14 protein-coding genes and 1 pseudogene are annotated in these 20,579 nt (G+C 43.9%); 11 read left to right on the forward strand and 4 right to left on the reverse strand.

Translation table 11 applies throughout. The annotated features are described in order from the left end of the window. The first annotated feature begins 14 nt into the window (after positions 1-14). From T3H97_RS12115 to T3H97_RS12150, 8 genes are all read left to right on the forward strand, one after another. Positions 15-794: an ABC transporter ATP-binding protein gene (locus T3H97_RS12115; protein ID WP_311083172.1), complete on the forward strand. Its 780-nt coding sequence runs from the start codon at positions 15-17 to the stop codon at positions 792-794. Continuing rightward, positions 760-2,772: an ABC transporter permease gene (locus T3H97_RS12120; RefSeq protein WP_328802669.1), complete on the forward strand. Its 2,013-nt coding sequence runs from the start codon at positions 760-762 to the stop codon at positions 2,770-2,772. Before T3H97_RS12115 ends, T3H97_RS12120 begins: the two co-directional genes overlap by 35 nt. Positions 2,773-2,983: 211 nt before the next feature. Then, complete coding sequence (locus tag T3H97_RS12125; protein WP_328802670.1) at positions 2,984-4,087, forward strand: TolC family protein; 1,104 nt, start codon at positions 2,984-2,986, stop codon at positions 4,085-4,087. Positions 4,088-4,122: 35 nt separating this feature from the next. Then, positions 4,123-5,595, forward strand: a complete 1,473-nt coding sequence (locus T3H97_RS12130; protein WP_328802671.1) for an efflux RND transporter periplasmic adaptor subunit — start codon at positions 4,123-4,125, stop codon at positions 5,593-5,595. Further along, positions 5,592-6,329 carry an ABC transporter ATP-binding protein gene (locus tag T3H97_RS12135; protein ID WP_328802672.1) on the forward strand — a complete coding sequence of 246 codons (738 nt, stop codon included), beginning with the start codon at positions 5,592-5,594 and terminating at the stop codon, positions 6,327-6,329. Before T3H97_RS12130 ends, T3H97_RS12135 begins: the two co-directional genes overlap by 4 nt. Continuing rightward, complete coding sequence (locus T3H97_RS12140) at positions 6,326-7,540, forward strand: ABC transporter permease (RefSeq protein WP_328802673.1); 1,215 nt, start codon at positions 6,326-6,328, stop codon at positions 7,538-7,540. Before T3H97_RS12135 ends, T3H97_RS12140 begins: the two co-directional genes overlap by 4 nt. 72 nt (positions 7,541-7,612) lie before the next feature. Then, positions 7,613-8,089, forward strand: a complete 477-nt coding sequence (locus T3H97_RS12145) for an RNA polymerase sigma factor (RefSeq protein WP_328802674.1) — start codon at positions 7,613-7,615, stop codon at positions 8,087-8,089. 240 nt (positions 8,090-8,329) lie between these two features. Next, entirely contained in the window at positions 8,330-9,931 is a 1,602-nt protein-coding gene (locus tag T3H97_RS12150; RefSeq protein ID WP_328802675.1) for an alpha-amylase family glycosyl hydrolase, read from the forward strand. A 335-nt stretch (positions 9,932-10,266) separates the two neighbouring features. Here the strand turns inward: T3H97_RS12150 and T3H97_RS12155 are convergent, their stop codons facing one another. The 4 genes from T3H97_RS12155 to T3H97_RS12170 all read right to left on the reverse strand — a co-directional run bounded on the left by T3H97_RS12155 (position 10,267) and on the right by T3H97_RS12170 (position 14,725). Beyond that, positions 10,267-11,049, reverse strand: a complete 783-nt coding sequence (locus T3H97_RS12155) for an HAD family hydrolase (protein ID WP_328802676.1) — start codon at positions 11,047-11,049, stop codon at positions 10,267-10,269. A 29-nt stretch (positions 11,050-11,078) separates the two neighbouring features. After that, positions 11,079-12,128: a 2-amino-2-deoxy-D-mannitol dehydrogenase GutB1 gene (gene gutB1 / locus T3H97_RS12160; RefSeq protein WP_328802677.1), complete on the reverse strand. Its 1,050-nt coding sequence runs from the start codon at positions 12,126-12,128 to the stop codon at positions 11,079-11,081. 33 nt (positions 12,129-12,161) lie between these two features. Continuing rightward, positions 12,162-13,403 (reverse strand): aspartate aminotransferase family protein, encoded by a 1,242-nt coding sequence (locus T3H97_RS12165; protein ID WP_328802678.1) that lies wholly within the window; start codon positions 13,401-13,403, stop codon positions 12,162-12,164. A gap of 113 nt (positions 13,404-13,516) precedes the next feature. Then, the gene (locus tag T3H97_RS12170) at positions 13,517-14,725 is read right to left on the reverse strand and encodes an MFS transporter (protein WP_328802679.1); all 1,209 of its coding nucleotides are present in this window, start codon (positions 14,723-14,725) and stop codon (positions 13,517-13,519) included. A 491-nt stretch (positions 14,726-15,216) separates the two neighbouring features. Between T3H97_RS12170 and T3H97_RS12175 the strand changes: the two genes are divergently transcribed. The 3 genes and pseudogenes from T3H97_RS12175 to T3H97_RS12195 all read left to right on the forward strand — a co-directional run. Next, complete coding sequence (locus tag T3H97_RS12175; protein ID WP_250245068.1) at positions 15,217-16,125, forward strand: AraC family transcriptional regulator; 909 nt, start codon at positions 15,217-15,219, stop codon at positions 16,123-16,125. Positions 16,126-16,242: 117 nt separating this feature from the next. Further along, positions 16,243-17,307 carry a Gfo/Idh/MocA family protein gene (locus T3H97_RS12180; RefSeq protein ID WP_328802681.1) on the forward strand — a complete coding sequence of 355 codons (1,065 nt, stop codon included), beginning with the start codon at positions 16,243-16,245 and terminating at the stop codon, positions 17,305-17,307. 721 nt (positions 17,308-18,028) lie between these two features. After that, positions 18,029-20,576 (forward strand): annotated as a pseudogene (locus T3H97_RS12195) (alpha-amylase family glycosyl hydrolase); the annotation flags it as partial. Positions 20,577-20,579: the final 3 nt, after the last annotated feature.

The raw sequence follows: 20,579 nt of genomic DNA on the forward strand, positions 1-20,579 counted from the left end.
GAAAGGAATGAATTATGGAGATTGTACGAATGGATCAAGTCACCAAAATATACTATGGCAAGGTTCCCTACCGAGCCCTTAACAACATCCATTTAACGATCAAACAAGGCGAGTTTGTTGGCATTATGGGGCCGTCTGGTAGTGGGAAGACTACATTATTAAACATGATTTCAACCATTGATATACCGACTTCTGGCGAGGTTTGCATTAAAGGGGAAAATCCACATCAGCTCAAGAAGGATAAGCTGGCTTTATTTCGTCGCAAAGAGCTGGGATTTGTATTTCAGGACTATAATTTGCTGGAAACTCTCACTTTGGGAGAGAACATATTGTTTCCTCTGATGCTGAATAAAAAAGGATTAAAGGAAATGGAGCACAAACTGGAAGAGGTAGCGAAGAAACTAGATATAATTGATATTTTGGATAAACGACCTTATGAGGTGTCAGGGGGACAAAAGCAAAGGGCAGCTATAGGCAGAGCTATTATTCACTCTCCTTCACTCTTGCTCGCAGATGAACCCACTGGAAATCTCGATTCCATGTCTTCACGTGTTGTGATGGAAATGCTGGGGCTTATCAGTCGTGTGGATCATTCCACAATCGTGCTGGTAACACACGGAGCCGTGGAAGCCAGTTATTGCGATCGGGTTATTTTTATAAAAGATGGTGAGTTATATAATGAAATCCATCGTAGTCATAGTCAGCAATTATTTTTTCAAGAAATTATAGATATACTCTCCTTTTTGGGGGGAAGTAGACATGCGCATGAGCTTTCGTCTGTTAGCATGGAATAATCTCAAGCACAATGTGCGTGCTTATGTACCTTACTATGTAAGTAGCTCATTGATGATTTCGATTTTTTTCGTATATGCGATATTTATTTTTCATCCGGATGTCTCAAATGCAATCACAGCAGCTAATGTAAAAAAGGGATTACAAGTTGCTGATCTGTTGATTTTTGTGTTTTCCTTTTTCTTCGTATTATACACAAACAATATTTTTGTTGCTGCACGAAAAAAAGAATTTGGTATACTGACCATTTTAGGGACACATCACAGACAAATTTATTTTTTGGTCGCATATGAAAATCTAATTATAGGCTTTTTATCCTTATTTACCGGGATTATTGGAGGATTTGTTTCAGCGAAATTCTTTCTACTTTTGGGCTCCAATGTCATAGGAATGTATTTAACGTTTTATTTTCCTTGGAAAGCCTTGGCTTTCACCGTGGTGGGCTTTATGTTTTTGTTTATATTGATCTCATTTGTGTCTGTTTTCTTCATACGCCATTTTAAATTACAGCAGCCTTTTAGCAAGGTTCCACAGCTAAAAAAGGATTTAAAAGCTTCATGGAGCCTGTCCTTTCTTGCAATAGTATTAATAGGAGCGGCTGTATATTTGATGAGGATTGATTTTCCACCATACATTTATCTGGCACCGTATCGTTTGGGGACTCTTTCTTTTTATATATTACACTATTCAGTTGGAGACACATTTAAATATACAATTGTAATGGGGTCTATTGGTGTTTACTTATTTTACACCCAATTATGTGTACTATTCATTCAATTGCTTAGAGCTAACAGGAAATGGTCTTTGAGCGGAATACGCTTATTATGGTTATCTGAGATCACATACAAAATTAGGAATAATGCCGGGCTGTTTTCATTAATCACCTTAATTTCTATCATTTCCTGTGTAGGAGCAGCGTCAACGTTTGACTCCATGCAGCAGCAAAAAAGATTTCTTAAGGAGCAATCTTATTCATTTGCACTTTCTTCTGATGTTGTAAGTTCTATAGAGCTTGAAAAAGAGATTGACCAAAATCTTTATACGGCTGGGGTGGATTATTCGAAAAGTGAAATACTGATTTTTCCCTTTCGTGAACAGCTCGCACCTGTGATGAAACAATCCAATTATGAGGCTCTTGCTTCCAGGTTTAAGGAACTAAAACAGGCAGTAGCGCTTCGGGATCATCAAGGCTTTTTCATTTTTGATTCAAACGGGATGTCTTTAGAAGAACAGAAAACCTTTTTTGAAAAAAAGCTAACTTACAATCAAGGGAAATCTCAGATTATGAATATTCAGATTATGGATACTCAGAAGTTGGACCATAGCATAAAGTTTGTTGAAAACATCATCTCTGAACTAGGACGGTTACTTGTTGTTTCAGATCGAACTTACGACCATTTAATTGAACAACGGTATTTCAATGATCCATTGGCATACAAATCTGTTTACTACTTTGTGCCAAAATGGAAGAATGGTCAACTTTCTTTAGAAACTTCAGAAACTCAACAGGAGATATGGTTGTATTCCGTGTTGGTCAACAAGGTGAATAAAGGGGTGCTTAACTCTAGAGCAGTGGATTATTTGACATCGGAGATGGATCTGAATATTAGTGAATTTATTGGCGGATTTATCGCCATTATTATGTTGGCAAGCACTGTAAGTCTGTTGTATTTCAGATTGTATGTAGATCTTCAACGGGATGAGGAAATATACCGAGCTTTATCGAAAATCGGACTAAACTCAAGGGAAATGAGACGAGCTGCATCCAGACAAATTGCTTTCTTATTTCTTCTGCCATTAGTCGTATCATCCATAGGAATAGTGCTTTGTTTAGTTATGTCAGAACCATTTGGAATATATGTAGTACCCTTTCGCATTACGCTTATTCAGATTATGCTGTGCTTTTGGGCAATCCAATTCTTTTCCTTTCTTATTGTAAGGTTCCTGTACCTTCGTCAATTGGATTTGAAGATGTTATAAGGAACGATAAGTTGTGTGTAAAAAAGTTGCAGAAGGGGAGGAGTGGGTTCCTCCTTTCTGGAATCTCCACGGATTATAGACGATGCAACTCTCAATCACGATTTCCTTGATGGGGAGTCATACAAAGAAATTGTAGTGTAGAGGAAGAATTATAATTCATATAACAACGTATTTATTAGGCTTAATAAAACTTAGAAAGAGGAGGATATCTATGAAAAAAAGTATGTTCATTTTATTGTTGTTGGCCTTATCGGCCAGTTCTTTTTCAGAGTCCTTTGTTCATGCAGAGCAGCAGCAGGTTTCCAATGGAAGTGTAAAAATAACACTGAGTCAAGCACAGCAATGGGCACGGTCTAATAGCTTTAGTTTGAAAGAAGCCCAGCAAACGATAGATCGTAATCGGATTAACCTAAAAAATGCAGGTAAGAATCTTGATTTCATTCCAGCAGGTGCAGGCAACGGTGAAGAGGACGCGGCTAGTAGTTCAGCTTGGAAAGGGTATGCCTCATCGACGGTTTCTTATTTGGAATCCAAGAAGCAAATCGAACTTGCTCAAGATCAGACAGACTACACCACAATGAAGGACTATTACGACGTACTTTTAGCTGACAACAAAGTGAAGAGTAGTGAGGATGCACTTTCGCTTGCGTTATTGGAGGAAAAAGCTGCTGAGGCGAAAGCCAACCGTGGAAAAATTTCTCCAAGTGAACAAAGCACTATTATTCAGACTCGTTTAGAAGCAGAAAAGAATGTAGAGATTGCAAAATCTGCGCTGCAAAAAGCGTTAGAGGTGCTAAACACCCAAATGGGGCAGCCGCAAGGTACGGTATATGAACTGGTGGATCGACCCGCTTACCGGAAAATGGATAACACGAATTTGGATACGCTTGTGACGCGTGCAATCTCGGCGAGTCCTTCGGTATGGAGACAGGAAGAGGCTGTCAAGCTGGCAAAAATGGAAGTTAAATATTACACATGGAACTCGGGATCGGACGATTATGAAATTAAACAGATTGATGTAGACTCAGCGGAAGGCGGACTCCAAAATACCAAGGATCAACTGGCAGAATCACTAAAGAGTATCTACTTTAATTTACAGCAAAATGATGAACAATACGAACAAATGCAAAGTAATTTACAGAACGCTATTAAAGTGTTGGACATATCTCGTAAAAAAAGGGAACGTGGATTTGCCACAGGTACGGAGGTCGCGACGAATCAGTTAAAAGTGAAGCAAATTGAACGGAATAAGGATGAACTCATTGTTCAAATGACAATGCTGCAACATGCTTTAAACAAACCGTGGAGCGTATAGGTTTTAGAAAAAATACATTTTAAGGGGATATAACATTGTCGGAAACAGAAAAGAAAGATGCATTGCAAGTATTAAGAAGGAAAAAAAGATTGAAAGGGATCATAGGTATTCTTGTCTTGGTCCTTATAGCGGGAATTGGAAGTTTTGTTTATATGAAAAAGGGGCTGGAAAAGCCCGTGGAGAGTCCTGCGAACCAGATCGTACAGGTACAGAAAACAAACATGACCGAGTCGCTTAAAGTGACTGGGATCGTTCAGGCTTCTAAGGAAGTCAATATTAATTTCACAAATGTCGAGGGTGCCAAGCTTATTGCTGTCAATGTCAAAGCAGGAGATAGTGTCAAGGCGGGTCAGGTGCTGGCTCGTTTGGATGATTCCGATTCCAGGTTACAAATTAAAAATGCTGAATCTAATGTAGCGATTGCCCGAGCCAAGGTGGAGGAAGCCAAGCGTGGACCAAAGCCTAGTGATATTGAGCTCCAGAAGGCAAATGTCCTAAAGGCTCAGATGGCGATTAAAACAGCCAAGGATTCCATGGAGCTGGAAGAAGCTGATGCACAAAAAGTGGCGGCCAAGATGACTTTGGATAAAGCTCAGAAGGATTATGCTGACCAGACTTATCTAGTCCAGAATGATGCAGCTGCAGAAAGTGACCTGGCGGCGGCCAAGCAAAACCTGGATAAGGCAAAATTGGATATGAGTAATGCCGAGCTTCAATACAAGAAGGCAAAGAATCGACAAGTTCAGGCGATTGAGGATGCGGAAATGGGTTATAAAACAGCTTTAATACAATTAAAGGCAGCCCAGTCCCCGCCTGATGCCTCCAATATTCAATCCGCACAGGCTTCTTTACAACAGGCTGAAACGGAATTGGAGCAGAAGAAAAGTGTCCTGAACAAATTACAGGTTACGGCACCGTGGGATGGAATTATTTTGAAGGTTAATGGCGATGTGGGTACCAGTCCTACAGCACCTTTCATTGTTATGAACAACTCCAATACAGGCGTTATGAAGGTTAGTGCCAAGGTTAACGAAAGTGACATTGCTAAAATGAGGACTGGGCTCCAGGCTACGTTACACACGAATTCGTTCCCGGACAAACAATTTAAAGGCGAAGTCCTCTTTGTTTCTCCAGAGCCGGTTACGGAATCCAATGTGACTACATACAAAATTGAATTGTCTTTGGATAGCCAAAAGATAAGACTACAACCAGGGATGAACATGGATGTATCACTCCTCTTGGCTGAACATAAAGATGCGTTGTCTGTTCCATTGTTCGCATTGAGATCCGAAGGTGGAGTGGACGGAGTATATGTAGCAAAGAACCCGGCTAACCCTGCAGATTATGAATTCAGACCAGTGAAGCTGGGGGTCTATACAGCGGATCAGGCCGAAATCAAGTCCGGTGTCAAGGAAGGCGAAACCATAGTTATTCCGCCTCAGGGTGGTAGTGCTGGTCCGAATGGCAGTCAAGAGGGTCAGGACCCTGATGGAGGTCAGGCACAATGAACGAAGCTCGTTTGAATAAAAGCGTTATTGAAATTAAAGAACTAAAAAAAATATATGAGGTGGGCGGTCAGGAGATTCAGGCTCTACGTGATGTTGATTTATCTATTAGCGAAGGTGAGTTTGTTGCCATAATGGGCCCCTCTGGTTCGGGTAAGTCCACTATGATGAATGTCATTGGTTGCCTCGATCATCCTGATACGGGGAAGTATTATTTGGATGGGTATTCCATTTTGGATGCTCGTGAGAACGAGCTTTCCGAGATTCGAAATCAGAAACTGGGTTTTGTGTTTCAGAAATTCTATCTACTTCCCCGAACTACAGCATTAGCAAATGTAGAGCTACCTATGATGTATGCAGGTATACCTGCCAAGGAACGCCGGGAACGAGCTGTGGAGGCGCTTCGAAGTGTAGGGCTTGCAGAACGGATGTACAACAAGCCTAATGAGCTATCTGGTGGTCAGCAGCAACGAGTCTCCATTGCGCGTGCGTTGGTGAATAATCCTGTTATTCTGCTGGCGGATGAGCCTACGGGGGCATTAGATACAAAGACGAGCGTCGAGATTATGGAGCTGTTTCAAGGCTTGAATGAACAGGGGAAAACCATCGTCTTGGTTACTCATGAGCTGGAAATTGCCGAATATGCCAAGCGCCTGATCAGCTTTCGAGATGGGAATATTGAGCGGGATGAGAGCATTATGAATAGAAGAATTTCATCAAGGATGGCAAGCCTATGAATTTAATGGAAACGATCCGTGTATCAATTAACAGTTTAACGACCAATAAGCTGCGCTCTTTTTTAACAATACTCGGTATTATTATCGGGGTGGCAGCGGTTATTGCCATTATGGCGATTGGAAACGGCTCTACAACCCGCATAAAGGCGGAAATTAATAAATTAGGGAATAACGTATTGATGGTTGCGCCAGCTATGACAATGCTCGATGGTGAAATAGATTATAACAACACGCCATCGTTTACTTGGGCTGATGTCGAGGCGTTGGAACAAAAGAATTCCATAGATGCATTGATGCCAAATATAATGAGCAATTCAAAGGCTACGTGGGGGCGATATAACTATAACGCCACTATTGTAGGGACTTCCGCTTCATTCTATAAAGTCAAAAAGTTTTCCTTTGCCGAGGGCAGAACATTTACCAACGATGAGATGGATAAACGCATGAATGTCGCCATTCTTGAAAGCCAAGCGGTTCAACGTCTTTTTGGTGGAGATACCCAAAATGTATTGGGGCGAACGTTTCAAATTAAACAGATTCCTTTCAAGGTAATTGGAGTTTTAAATACTCAGCCAGTAACGAAATTAAGCTACAGCACTAATGAACAAATTTACATCCCTGCTACAACCATGATGAACCGTCTGGGTGAGAAGAACATTACAGGATTGGACGTGTCCGCCAAGTCACCAGCTTTGATGGATCAGGCTCGTTCAGACATATTGGAAAGCTTGCGTTTAACGCACCAGCTAAAACCCTCGGAACCGGATCAATTTCAAATTATGAGTCTGTCAGAAGCAGCAGGTGCAGTTTCCGGTGTAGATAATATCATGACCAGCTTGCTGGGTGGTGTAGCCGCGATATCGCTCGTGGTAGGGGGAATCGGAATTATGAATATTATGATGGTTTCAGTTATAGAACGTACAAGAGAAATCGGTATTCGAAAAGCCATTGGTGCTAAGCCGAGAGACATTATGATTCAATTCCTGTCTGAAGCGGTCATCTTTGGTCTGTTAGGAGGTACAATCGGGGTTGTAACAGGCATAGGAGCGTCCAAGATACTTGAGGCAACTGCACATATGACCATTGAATTTACGGTCTCGCCTATCATATATTCGTTTCTTAGCTCTGCGGGCACAGGCATCCTATTTGGAGTATACCCGGCTTATAAAGCAGCAAGTTTGAAACCTATAGATGCATTGAGATACGAATAATAAGCAGGGATATGAATTTAAGAATAAAAAGTGACTACGATTCCAAACAAAACAGAAGGGACAAGCAATAATATGGATATTAAAGATGTGGAGGATCTATATTTATCTTGCAAGTCAGATCTCTTGGGATATCTATTGAGGATATTGCATAACAAACAGGATGCCGAAGATTTGTTGCATGAGTGCTTTATTCGATTTATAAGAGCTTCACCTAACTTGCCTCAAGATCGTATTCGATTTTATCTTCTGAGAATTGCCAAAAATTTAGCTATAGATTTAATAAGAAAACGAAAAAAGATGGATGAATACAACCTACGTAAGGAGCTGCTCTACTATCACTGGGATACCGTCGATTTTGAAATTCAGGAGGAGGTCAATCGAATTCTTTTGATGGCAAGTAATACCGAGCAAAGAACGGTACTTGAATTACGTGTAGTCCGAGGATACTCCATAAAAGAAACGGCTAGAATCTTAAACAAGAGTGAAAATTCAGTGAAGTCTTCGCTGCACAGAGCTTCAAAACGCATTAAATTAAGATATATTTCCTGAACTGATTTGGACGACAGCAGATAATCGTTTATTCAGCAAATCGAAAGTACTAAATCTAAGAAAAAGAATAATTTCTTAAAGAGGAGTAGACATAGAGTCTGCTCCTCTCTTCGCTTGATACAGAGATTTAACAATAAAATCGATATTTTCCACCATAATAGATAATAAATATCCCCTTTTTTGGATTGTTTCTATTTATAATGAAAGCGCACCCACAACAATCAAAGGAGCTGATTTGTTTTGACACGTAACAAACGCCTAAGAAGATTGTCCACCGCCATGTTAACGGTGCCTATGCTCACGATGTTCGCTTCAGGTGCAATGGCAGAGCAGGAAATGAACGGACATAAGCCTCCGGTTTCTAGTGGAAGCGGCGTATTTTATGAAATTTATATCAATTCTTTTTATGATTCGAATGGAGACGGACACGGTGATTTGAAAGGAATCACACAAAAACTTGATTACTTAAACGATGGCAAACCCCATTCGGGTAAGGATTTGCAGGTCAGCGGCCTCTGGCTTATGCCCCTAAATCCATCTCCAAGCTACCATAAATATGATGTAACTGATTACTATCAGGTGGACCCGCAGTATGGGAGTCTAAATGATTTCCGCACCTTGATGAAAGAAGCGGACCGAAAGGGCGTCAAGGTGATCATGGACCTTGTTATCAATCATTCGAGCAGCGACCACCCATGGTTTAAGGAGGCCAGTGCCAACCCACAAAGCAAATACCACGACTATTACGTATGGGCGGATGAGAACACAGATATGGAAGAAAAGGGCTCGTGGGGTCAGCAGGTATGGCATAAGAATCCGAATGGCGAAGGGTATTTCTACGGTACATTCTGGTCGGGCATGCCGGATCTGAACTTTGACAATCCCGAAGTCCGCAAAGAAATGATCAAAGTCGGCAAGTATTGGCTGCAGCAGGGTGCAGACGGGTTCCGGCTTGACGCGGCGATGCATATTTTTAGAGGACAGACGAAGGATGGGGCGGATAAGAACATCGCCTGGTGGAATGAATTCCGCTCCGAGATGGAGAAGGTAAATCCAAATGTATATCTGGCAGGAGAGGTATGGGACAAACCGGAGACCATAGCTCCTTATTACGGACCGCTCCACTCCCTGTTTAATTTTGACCTGGGTGGAACGATTTTGAACTCCGTGAAAAACGGCCGAGATCAGGGTATCGCGACATTCGCCGAGAAAACGCTGCAACTGTACAAATCGTATAATAAGGCGGCACTCGATGCTCCGTTCCTGAGCAACCATGACCAGACCCGTGTCATGAGCGAACTGGGCGGGGATGTGCGAAAAGCCAAGCTGGCCGCTTCCATTCTTTTGACGCTTCCGGGTCAGCCGTTCCTCTATTACGGGGAAGAAATCGGCATGAAGGGAGAGAAGCCTGATGAGTATCTTCGTGAGCCTATGCGCTGGTACAAGAGAGATGGCCCTGGTCAAACGACGTGGGAAAAACCCCAATACAACACAGGCGAGGTATCGGTGGAAGCGCAGCTGAGGGACGATGATTCCCTACTGGAAAGCTATCGCACACTCATCCGTCTGAGGGAAGAACATGACGCTTTACGCAGCGACAGTCTGCAACCTATACAAGCAGGTTCTGCCAGCGTGACCGCATTTAAACGTACTTCAGGCAAAGAATCATTGTATGTATATCATAACCTGTCTGGAGAGCCGGTTACCTTGCAGATGAAAGATTTCGATAAGGGTAAATGGAAAGTGGTCTTCTCCACCTCAAAGGATATAAAGGTGAAGAAAGGAACAGTTACAATTCCGGCTTACAGTTCTCTAATTACCAAAGAAGACAGAAGGAGCTGAATATAGGGCAAAATTACCGTTCAGATGAAGCAGGATATATATCGATGAATCCACGTTGGGGTGTTGACAACACCCCCTTTTTTTTACATAAGTTTTGCTGCATACGAATAGAGGGTAATGAAACCGGAAGGAGAGCAGTTATATGTCAAAAAGACAGTTTTTACGATGGTTGTGTGTTGAACCGGGAAATTACTCGTTTCAACTAGACCACTTCGATGTAAAGCACGCCCCTTAGAGTACACACAGGGAAGGATAACTGACATTCTCCAGTGTATATTCCAAGGGGCGTTATTTGATACCCTCAATCATAGTAAAGCTCGGACGATTCTATATGATTATACAGGGGGTATGCCTTCCGGTACATTTCGGCCCTTGCTCTTAGCAAGTAACTGCTCATCGAACGGCAGATTCTCTTTGATCGCCCACAGGTCGTCATAGCTGAGAATCCGTCGATCGGCTCTGGACAGGTCCTGCCGACCGGAGCCGGGATTGTGGAAGCCGATGCATTGCATTCCTGCACTTTTGGCTGCCTGGACCCCGTTCCGTGAATCCTCAATAACGATGCAATGGGCCGGTGCAATGCCTAGCTGCTCGGCGGCGTATAAGAAGATGTCCGGTGCCGGCTTCCCCTGCAATACCTCTTCACCGGTGATTCGAATGTCGAAGTAACGGCCAAGTCCTGTCTTTTCCATAATGAGATCAATCAGCGCCCGTGGAGAGGAAGAGGCCACCGCGACCGGAATCCCTTTCTCTTGCAGCCAGTCCAGCCACCGCTCCAGTCCGTCGATCGCCACAAGGCCCTCGTGTGCAATCATCGTCTGCATCACATTTTTTCGGTGATAGGACAAGGCCTCTTCTATCGTATTGGAAAGCTGATGTCTGTCCAGTACCTGACGCCACATGGATTCGAGTGTCACTCCGACATAAGTGTGATGCTCTTCTTCCGTCATGGGCGCACCGAAATGGGCAAAGGAGCTGCGCTCGATCTCAAAATAAATCGGTTCGCTGTCTACTAGCACCCCGTCCATATCGAAGATGACCGCCTTGACCGGAACGGACGCTGATGGGCCTTCCAAGCATTCATTATTCGGCTGCGCATCATGATGAATGGTTGTCATGTCCATTCTCCTCCTTGTTCGTATCTGGATTAGTTACCGGAACGGTTCGATTGCAGCACAATCTTGATCGCCTGAGACGAAGGCTGAAGTGTCCGCTCGCTGATATTGCATCCAAGTGTCTTAAAGGCTTCATGGTAGTCATCAAGCGGATACGAGTGGGTTATGATTTTTTTGGCGGGAATGATTTGCTGTTCAATCAGGTAATGCGCCGTGGAAAACGTGCCCAGAGAATCAATCGAGCCGATGATTTTAAGGCTACGGTCAACTACCTCTTTCGGATTAAACGAACTTATCCCATCTCTCAGCCCCACCAGCATCAAATACCCGCCGCTCGCAAGCTGGCTTAGTACCTCAGTGCCGACCACGCCTGTGGTATCCACAATCATGTCCACTTGATTCTTTAACGGAGCCAGCTCATGAATGGCCGACTCCAGTGTGGCGTGCGCGGACCACCGTTCGGGGGCAATAGAATCCGCTATGGCGAGCCGTTCCTCCGAGATGTCAACAAGACAACCAGTTACGCCTTTCGAAGCAAGAGCATAGCTATACAGAATCCCGATCGGACCTGCGCCTATAATAACGGTTGTGAAGTTCGGCAGCAGGTGAATCTGGTTGATTCCGGTCAGCATACAGCTCAGCGGTTCGGTCAGCGTCGCTTCTTCGTAGCTGATATGGTCCTTCAGCTTGAACAGAAAACGATCCTCGGTCACATAATAATCGGTGAACGTCCCGTCGGCGCTGACTCCGGTCTCGGTTACGGATTTATGTGTGCAATGATTCTGTCTTCCTGTCCGGCACATTTCGCATTGGCCGCAGTAGTATGTTGGATCAATCACGACTCGGTCCCCAGGCCGCAGTGAACTGACGGCTGATCCTACAGCGATCACATCCCCCGCTGATTCGTGGCCCAAGATAGTGGACGGCACGGCATGATATTTGCCACTAATGATGCCTAGATCCGTACCGCATACGCCTGTCGCCCGAATTCGGACGAGTACATCGTTATCTTTTTTAATCTCCGGGATAGGTCTTTCCTCAAGTGCGACATCCCAAGCTGATTTGTATACCAGTGCAAGCATAAATAGTCCTCCTTTTGCCTGTTAGGCAGATGGTTAGTGAAGGGTGGTCAGAACAGTGTCAAGCCGCTTGGCAATTTCGACAATCTCATCTTCCGTAGCCGTGAGGGAAGGTCTCACTTTGACCACATTGCCGTAACCGTAACGGGAGCCTCTGAGAATCAGCTGCTGTTCGGCAAAAGCGCGGTCGATAATCGCATTACTCTTAACTGCGTCTGGGGCATCATCCTCGTTGACAATTTCCAGTCCCCACATCAAGCCGACGCCGCGAGCCTCACCAATGATGCAATCGTGCTTGTCGGCCATCTCCGTCAGCAGGGTTCCGAGCAGGCTTCCTTTGGACCGAACGGCTTCCAGAAAACCGGGTTCAGATACAACCTCTAGCGTGGCTTTAGCTGCCGTAACCGAGATTAGATTGCTACCTGAGGTGAAGGAGTGCTCGTGCTTCTCGAGAACATTAAGACGAGACTGCATCAATACTGCTGCTACCGGTACACCAATGCCGCCGAGACCCTTGGCGAGAGTAATGATATCTGGCTGGATATCAAACAGTTCACTTGCAAACATATAGCCTGTCCGCCCAATCCCGGTCTGCACTTCGTCAGCAATCAGAATCATCCCGTGCTCGTTACACAGCTGACGGAGGCGCTTGAAATATCCTGCAGGGGGGATGATATTGCCTCCGTTGCCCAGGATGGGTTCAATAATCATGCAGGCCACAGAGCCTGAGCTTGCATACTCAATGGCGTCCGATATGGCTTCGACGCATTGATAGCCACACTTGTCAGGCGAAGAATTAAACGGGCAGCGATAGCAGTAGGGAGCAGGTACATGCAGGGCATTTGGTGCTGCCGAGTTGGGGAATTTTCTCCGCCGGAAGGCGTTGCCGGATATACCTGTTGCGAACTGGGTCTGCCCATGATGGGATAGATACAGGCTGATTATGTCGAGCGCTCCGGTATATTTCTGGGCTAGCTTCACAGCGCATTCGTTCGCCGTAGAGCCGGTAATATCTCTCATCCATCCCGCGTCGATGCCGTTCGGCGTATACTGGATCAGATGATCCAGGACTTCTTCGACGTAAGGCTCGGTAAAGGAAGAGGACATGTGGGCAAGATTGGCAACTTGTTCCTGTACTTTGGTGACGACATGAGGGTGATTATAACCGAGCGACAGATTGAAGGTGCCAGATACGCCATCCAAATATTCCTTACCCGAATCATCAATCAGAGTAATGCCTTTTCCGTATCTGAAGCGTTCTTTGGTTAAGGTATGCACGATGTTCCCCTCCATATCAGAATATACATTCTCATTAAGTACATCCTTAAAAAATGTACTGCCCTGCTACTACATAAAGCGGTGGGCCTCACCTCCCCCAAGAATAAAGAATCTCATCCTTCCTTGCCCTGATGGACAAGGGAGTCAACGACCCGTCTGCTTCTGTCATTCCACAGATGCGAGAGAATGACCGCCAGCAGCAAAATTAGACTGAAAGCCGCCAAAATCCAAAGGGTAGCCGTCACCGACCATTCGCTCATGCTCCAGCCTGTTACATATTGAAGAACTGCTCCGCCAATTCCGCCTGACGCAATTAGAATGCTGGTCGTTCTCTCGGTCATTCCCGGAATCAGCACGTTCGCATAGACGAGGGCAATACAGAAGAGACCGGACATGAATAACCCTGCACCAAAAATCAGAAGGTATGTAGCCCACTGACTGGAGACAAACGCCATTGCGACCAGAAAGCAGAAAGTTCCGATTCCACTCCACAGCAGGAAAGGAATATATCCTGCTGACTCTGCAATCTTCCCTGAAAACATGCGGCCAATGATCATCGCAATCCAGAGTATGCTAACACCCAACGAAGCTACAGATTCCCGAATCTGCAGGGTCTCGATCAGAATAGAGGGCAGGAAGTTCATGAGCCCCAGTTCAAGCCCCATGTAAACAAAGAAGAATACAATGAATATTCCTAGTAACACACGATGCTGTACCGAGTACCGGGCTTGTTCGACCGATCGCTCAGAGGTTTGGAGATCTGCTTGGATAAGGTGGGAAGCGGAGGAAGCAGGCATGGTAATCCAGAACAACCCCAGAATAAACGTCAGAAGGGAGATGGTGTAGAAGGTCAGATACCACATTCCAAGCCAGATATACAGGCTTACCAACGCGGGAATGAGCAGTGCACCAAGTGCAAAATAGACATCCAGCTTGGACATGGCTACGGCTTTCTGCTCTTCGGTGAACTCAATGGTGAACGCTCCGATGGACGACTCAATGATGCCTGAGCCGAAGCCAACCCAGATGGTCATCACGATAACCCAGGTCCATGAGGGGAGTACACCCAAGAAGGCATACCCTGCTACGATACTAACCAGGGCAATGGACAGCATAGACTTGCGACCGATGTGTAGAGCCATGAAGGGGGAGAACAGAACGCCGACAAGAAATCCGAAAAACTGAAGGAACAACAATAATCCGCCATCGCTGTACCCACGTCCATAGTAAGGCAGTAGAACCGGCAGTAATGCTCCAAGCACCACACTAGTAATGCCGATTAACAGATAGAAAGCACAACTTAAAGTGAATAGTCTCTTCAAGGTCCGTCCCTCCATAAGTCTATATTTTCTATATGGATTCTGTTGCTTTACTAGATTATACCTTTTTCTTGGAAATGTATATATGTATTTATATAAAAAATGTAAAACTAATCGTTCGACAATTTTACACGTATTTGCTTAATCCAGTTAAGGCGAAACCTGTTTATCTGAAGAAACTGCATGCGGAAGGGAGAAATAAGATCAGCCCAAATTGTTTTCGGGCGCCAAACCGCTCATAATTGAGGCATAACTTTGTGTTTGCAAAATTAGGTTAGTAAGGATACCTGACAGTTGTTTTACTTAATACAACTGGGATTGATAGGGTAGGAAAAAGAATGTTAACCGCTTACAATTCAAAAGGAAGAGGGAATTTTATTCGAAAGTTGAGAAGGTGAAAAATGAAGAAGAGAAGAAGGAATGCAGTGCAGCATAATTATCAATAGTCATGTGTACGGCTTTTTTGAACTTTACAACAAAAGGAGTCTACCAAAATGAATTTTTATTTAGAAATCCCGGAGCTTGACCGACATTTTCCTTTCCGGAGTTTTATTAATAAAGGCGACGTGCTTTGCTATCCTCATTGGCATAAAGAAATTGAAATTATTTATGTGACCCAGGGAACCTTGGATCTGGGAATTAACGATATTTCGATACGCATGAAACAAGGTGAAGTTCAGTTTATAAATGGGGGGGATGTTCATTATTTCTTGGCTTCTCCCGACAGCGAACGGGTGGTTATTCAATTTGATCTGAGCTTTTTTCAAGAGGTTTCCACATTAAGTGATCAGAAACGCCCTCTTAGATATATATTTACGGAGATGGAGCAATCAAGCTGGAACTGGCCAGAAGAAACAGCAGCTAAAATGCTTCCTCTGATTCAAAGCATTTATGATGAGAACGTCAACCAACACGAAGGGCATGCCTATATGATCAAAGCCAAGTTATTTGAGATGTTGACTCTTATTATGCGTGAAGTGCCGAGAAGCATGACGCCAAGGCTTCCTGAAATCTCTGAAAGACCCTTAACACAATCAAAGGACACCCTTTATAAACTGGAACGTATTTTTGAGTATGTGGAATGCCATTATCATGAAACCATTTCGCTGAAGAATGTCGCTGATTATATGGGGTTCAGTCCCTATTATTTCGCCAGGCTGTTTAAGAAGAATACAGGGATGACCTTTGTAGCATTTTTGAATGATTACAGACTGAATAAGGCAAAATGGATTTTGTTGAATGAAAACAATCCGATCACTGAGGTCGCAGAGGCAGCAGGGTTCAGTAGTGTAAAGACGTTTCATCATCTCTTTAAAGAAGCAACAGGAACATCACCATTGAAATACCGCAGGACAATATTCGGGAATAAAACAGCAAGAAATGAGGAGGAAAGCTTTTCATGAGATTTGTATGATAGAGCTATCCGACGGAGTGAAGGGAGAGTTACGAGGACATTAAAATTTATGGATCCATGAGCAACCGCTTGATATGCAGTAGGCTTAAATCAGGAGTGGAGGAAGATGAAAATGGCCAATCGTATATACAATGTAGTCATCATCGGTTATGGAGGCATGGGAAGCTACCATGTTCAATTGATCGAATCTAATCAGCAACTTGCCGTTGGCGGTGTATATGATATTGTCGATTACCGAATGGAACTGGCTGCGGCTGCCGGCTATAAAACCTATGCCAGCCTGGATGCCGTCCTTGCCGATCAGGCCGTGGATATTGTTTTGATAGCAACACCTAATGATGTTCATAAGGAAATCGCGATCCAGGCGCTACAAGCCGGAAAACATGTCATTTGTGAAAAACCGGTTACGATAACGAGCGCGGATTTCTTGGATATTGTTGAGGTGGCGAAGAAAGAAAATCGTGTGTTTACGGTACATCAGAACCGTCGATGGGATGAAGACTTCCGAATTATCAAAGATATAATTGGCAATAAGACCGTGGGCGAGCTTTTCCAGCTGGAATCGCGAGTTCAGGGGGCTAATGGGATTCCAGGTGACTGGCGGCAACTAAAGGCATATGGAGGAGGAATGCTACTGGATTGGGGAGTACATCTGTTGGACCAGCTGCTTCAGATTACGGACAGCAAAATAGAAAGCGTGGCTGCTACCCTTAGCTATATTTTGGGGACTGAAGTGGATGACGGCTTTACCAGCTTTATTGAGTTCAAGGACGGCCTGACCGCAGTCATTGAAGTGGGTACAACCAATTACGTAAAGCTGCCGCGCTGGTATATTAAAGGAACTGAAGGAACCGCAGTGATTCAAGATTGGGATTTGAGTGGAGAGATCGTCACCCGAAATCCAGATGTTGCTCACGTGGAACCCAAGCCGATTCAAGCAGGCCAAGGATTGACGAAAACGATGGCGCCGCCGTCTGAGGAATCCACCCTTAGGTTCCCGATTGAGAAAATACCTGCTGCTGCAGAAAGCTTTTATGAGAATTTTGTCTCCACCATCGAAGGAAAAGCGGAGATTGCGATCAAAAATGAAGAAGTACACCGTGTATTGGTGCTGATTGAGACGATTTTTGAGGCGGCGGCAACCAAAAGCGTAATTCGAAGAACTATTTAAATCCGCTCTATTTTTCGATCCATCATAATAGAGATATATAGGATCCTGGAGAGAACCAAACAGATTTATTCAATGAAATCTTGGGATGCATTTAAGTAATCAGTAAACCTTTGAATGGTGAGCAAAATAATTTTGCCCACCATAAAACACAAGCGGGTATCGCTCCACAACCGAATTCTATTGCTTGATCATTTTTAAGATGCTGAGATTTCGAATAGCTTTAATTTACACGTAAAGAGAAAAAGAAGCTTTTACATAAAATCCGCTATGTCTTCCTTATAAATCAACATATTCCACTCTAAATCTTCCATAAAAAACATAAAATAATCCATGAAAGCGCTGGAATAATCATTTGTATTAGAAAAGATGAAGGGAGAGATCGTTTATTGTAGTGTGCGACCAGAAGAATATAGATGAAGGGACGTAGAGAATGAGGAGTTATAAACGAAGATCCTGGAAACGCTTATTTTTATTCATGATCACGGGAATACTTGTATTAACATCAGTAAGTGTTGTTACGCCGATCAATGCTGATGATTTGCCTAAAAACGTTACAGGTACATCAGTAAAGCTTTCATGAAAAGCCTCCGAAAACATCGCCGACGGTAGTAGAGTATCAGACTACGATCTCTATCGCAACGGTTCTCTCATCAAGCAAAATATCTCCGATGCAACATATGCCAATTTGCCGAAAAACCTTGATTTGACAGCCCTTCCAGACAACCAAGCGATAGTTTACTATTTTAAGAACAGCCGTGGCTGGAGCGATGTAAATATCCATTATGCTCCCGATGGTTCATCCTGGACATCCCCGCCGGGTATCAGCATGAATGAAAGCGCTTGCTTGGATTGGGCCAAAAAAACTATTGATCTTGGCTCTAAAACATCGATGAAAGCAGCATTTAACAACGGCTCTGTCTGGGATAATAATAAAGGTGCTGATTATCATTTAGTTGCTGGTTTAAGTACTATCAAAGACGGCATTGTCACAACAACAGGAGCTAAGAATCCGTGTACCCTCCAGTTATTGATTTAGAAGCACCTTCTATACCTCAAGGATTGACAGCCAATGCGGATGGACTACGAATCCAATTAGAATGGGATCTTTCTGTTGATAACGTTGGTGGAAGTGGGATCGGCGGGTATGAGATCACTCGCACAGGAGGAACTAAAGGCAAAAAGGTCTATACGACGACCCGTATTACCTTCCAAGATTCATTATTGGAGGCGAAAACGAAATATACGTATACAGTTAAGGCATATGATAAAGCAGAACCAGCCAACAAATCGGAAAGTAGTATTGAGATAAGTGCAACAACAGGAACTTCACCACCTCCTGCTTCAAAGGGAAGCCCGATCGGAACAGATATGCGTGAAGATTCAATTTACTTTGTGATGACTGCCAGATTCTATGATGGGACCCTTCGAACAACCGAGGTGGTGCGAATCATGTTTCAAGCGGCAATGCAGCCAACAGTGATCCAATGTTTAGGGGCGATTTTCAAGGGTTAATCAATAAACTGGATTATATCAAGGCTCTTGGCTTCTCAGCGATTTGGATTACACCAGTTGTATTGAATCGATCTGACTATGACTTTCACGGCTATCATGGTTATGATTTTTTTCGAGTGGATCCCAGGTTAGAGTCACCAGGAGCAACATACCAGGATTTGATTAATGCTGCACACGACAAAGATATTAAAATCATACAGGATGTTGTGTACAACCACTCTAGCCGCTGGGGTGCAAAAGGTTTATTCACGCCAAAGGTATTTGGTATTCAAGATAATCAGTGGAGCTGGTATTATGACGAACCTCAAGAAGGAATCGAGTATGATGGCCTTCAGCAGAATAACGTAGGTAAGCCGTATAACGGTGACCTATGGTCAACGAAGGAACCAGAGGGCAACACATGCCGGAATTGGGGAATCCCAATTAACTCAAAAACATACAATTGCCAATGGCCAAACCCCACCACTGGCATGTTTCCTTCACAGTACTATCACAGTTGCTGGATCGGCAATTGGGAAGGGGAAGATTCACGGAGTTGTTGGCTGCATGAGGATCTGGCTGACTTTAATACAGAGTCAAAGCCTGTCCAAGATTATTTAATTGAAGCGTACAATCGATTTATAGATATGGGTGTGGACGGGTTTAGGATAGACACCGCTGTGCACATTCCTCGCGTTACCTGGAACCGTCATTTTCTTCCTGCAGCGCAGGAGCGGGCCATTGAGAAGTTTGGTGAAAAAGGACGTAATTTCTATATGTTCGGTGAAGTAGGCGCTTTCGTCAACGATAAATGGAACCGAGGTTCTGTGAATCATTCGGCTCAATTCTTCACCTGGAAGGAACGCAAAGAGTATAGCACCAATGATGAAGCAGCTGCGCTGGAACAATATCAACACGAAAATAATCTTGGTACAGCCAATCAGCCTTTATCCGATAATGCATTCCTCAAAGGGAATTTGTATCATGAACCGGACCATTCACAAGCCTCCGGGATGAATGTAATTGATATGAGGATGCATATGAATTTTAGTGATGCGAATAACGCATTTTGGAATGGCAAGGATTCGGATGACAGTTATAACGATGCGACCTATAACGTAGTGTATGTAGATAGCCATGATTATGGACCTAACAAGTCATCGACTCGGTATACGGGGGGCACGGCTGCATGGGCTGAGAATATGAGTTTAATGTGGACTTTCCGTGGAATTCCAACATTGTATTATGGCTCAGAAATTGAATTTCAGGCAGGCAAGCCAATCGACTGTGGTCCAACGTGTCCATTAGCAACCACAGGACGTGCTTATTATGGAGATCATATTGAAGGTACAGTAGTAGCCTCCGATTTCGGACAGGTAGCTTCTGCTTCAGGTTCGGTTGCTCAAACCCTGCAGCACCCACTAGTAAAGCACATTCAGCGACTGAATCAAATTCGAAGAAGTATTCCTGCCTTGCAGAAAGGTCAGTATTCTACGAAGGATGTAAGCGGACAAATGGCGTACAAGCGACGTTATACGGATTCGTCGAAAGGCATAGACAGTTATGCTTTAGTTACTGTTAGTGAATCAGCTGTTTTTCGGAATATTCCTAACGGCACTTATAAAGATGCCATCACTGGAGACGTCAAAGAGGTCACGAATGGGACGCTCAATCTGACAGTTTCGGGCAAAGGAAACTTAAGGGTATATGTACTTGATCTCCCGGGTAATCCTACTCCCGGTAAGATTGGTGAAAACGGACCTTTCTTGAAACCTTAATTT

This window comes from Paenibacillus sp. LX16 (assembly GCF_036252815.1).
GTDB classification, from domain to species: Bacteria; Bacillota; Bacilli; order Paenibacillales; family Paenibacillaceae; genus Paenibacillus; species Paenibacillus polymyxa_B.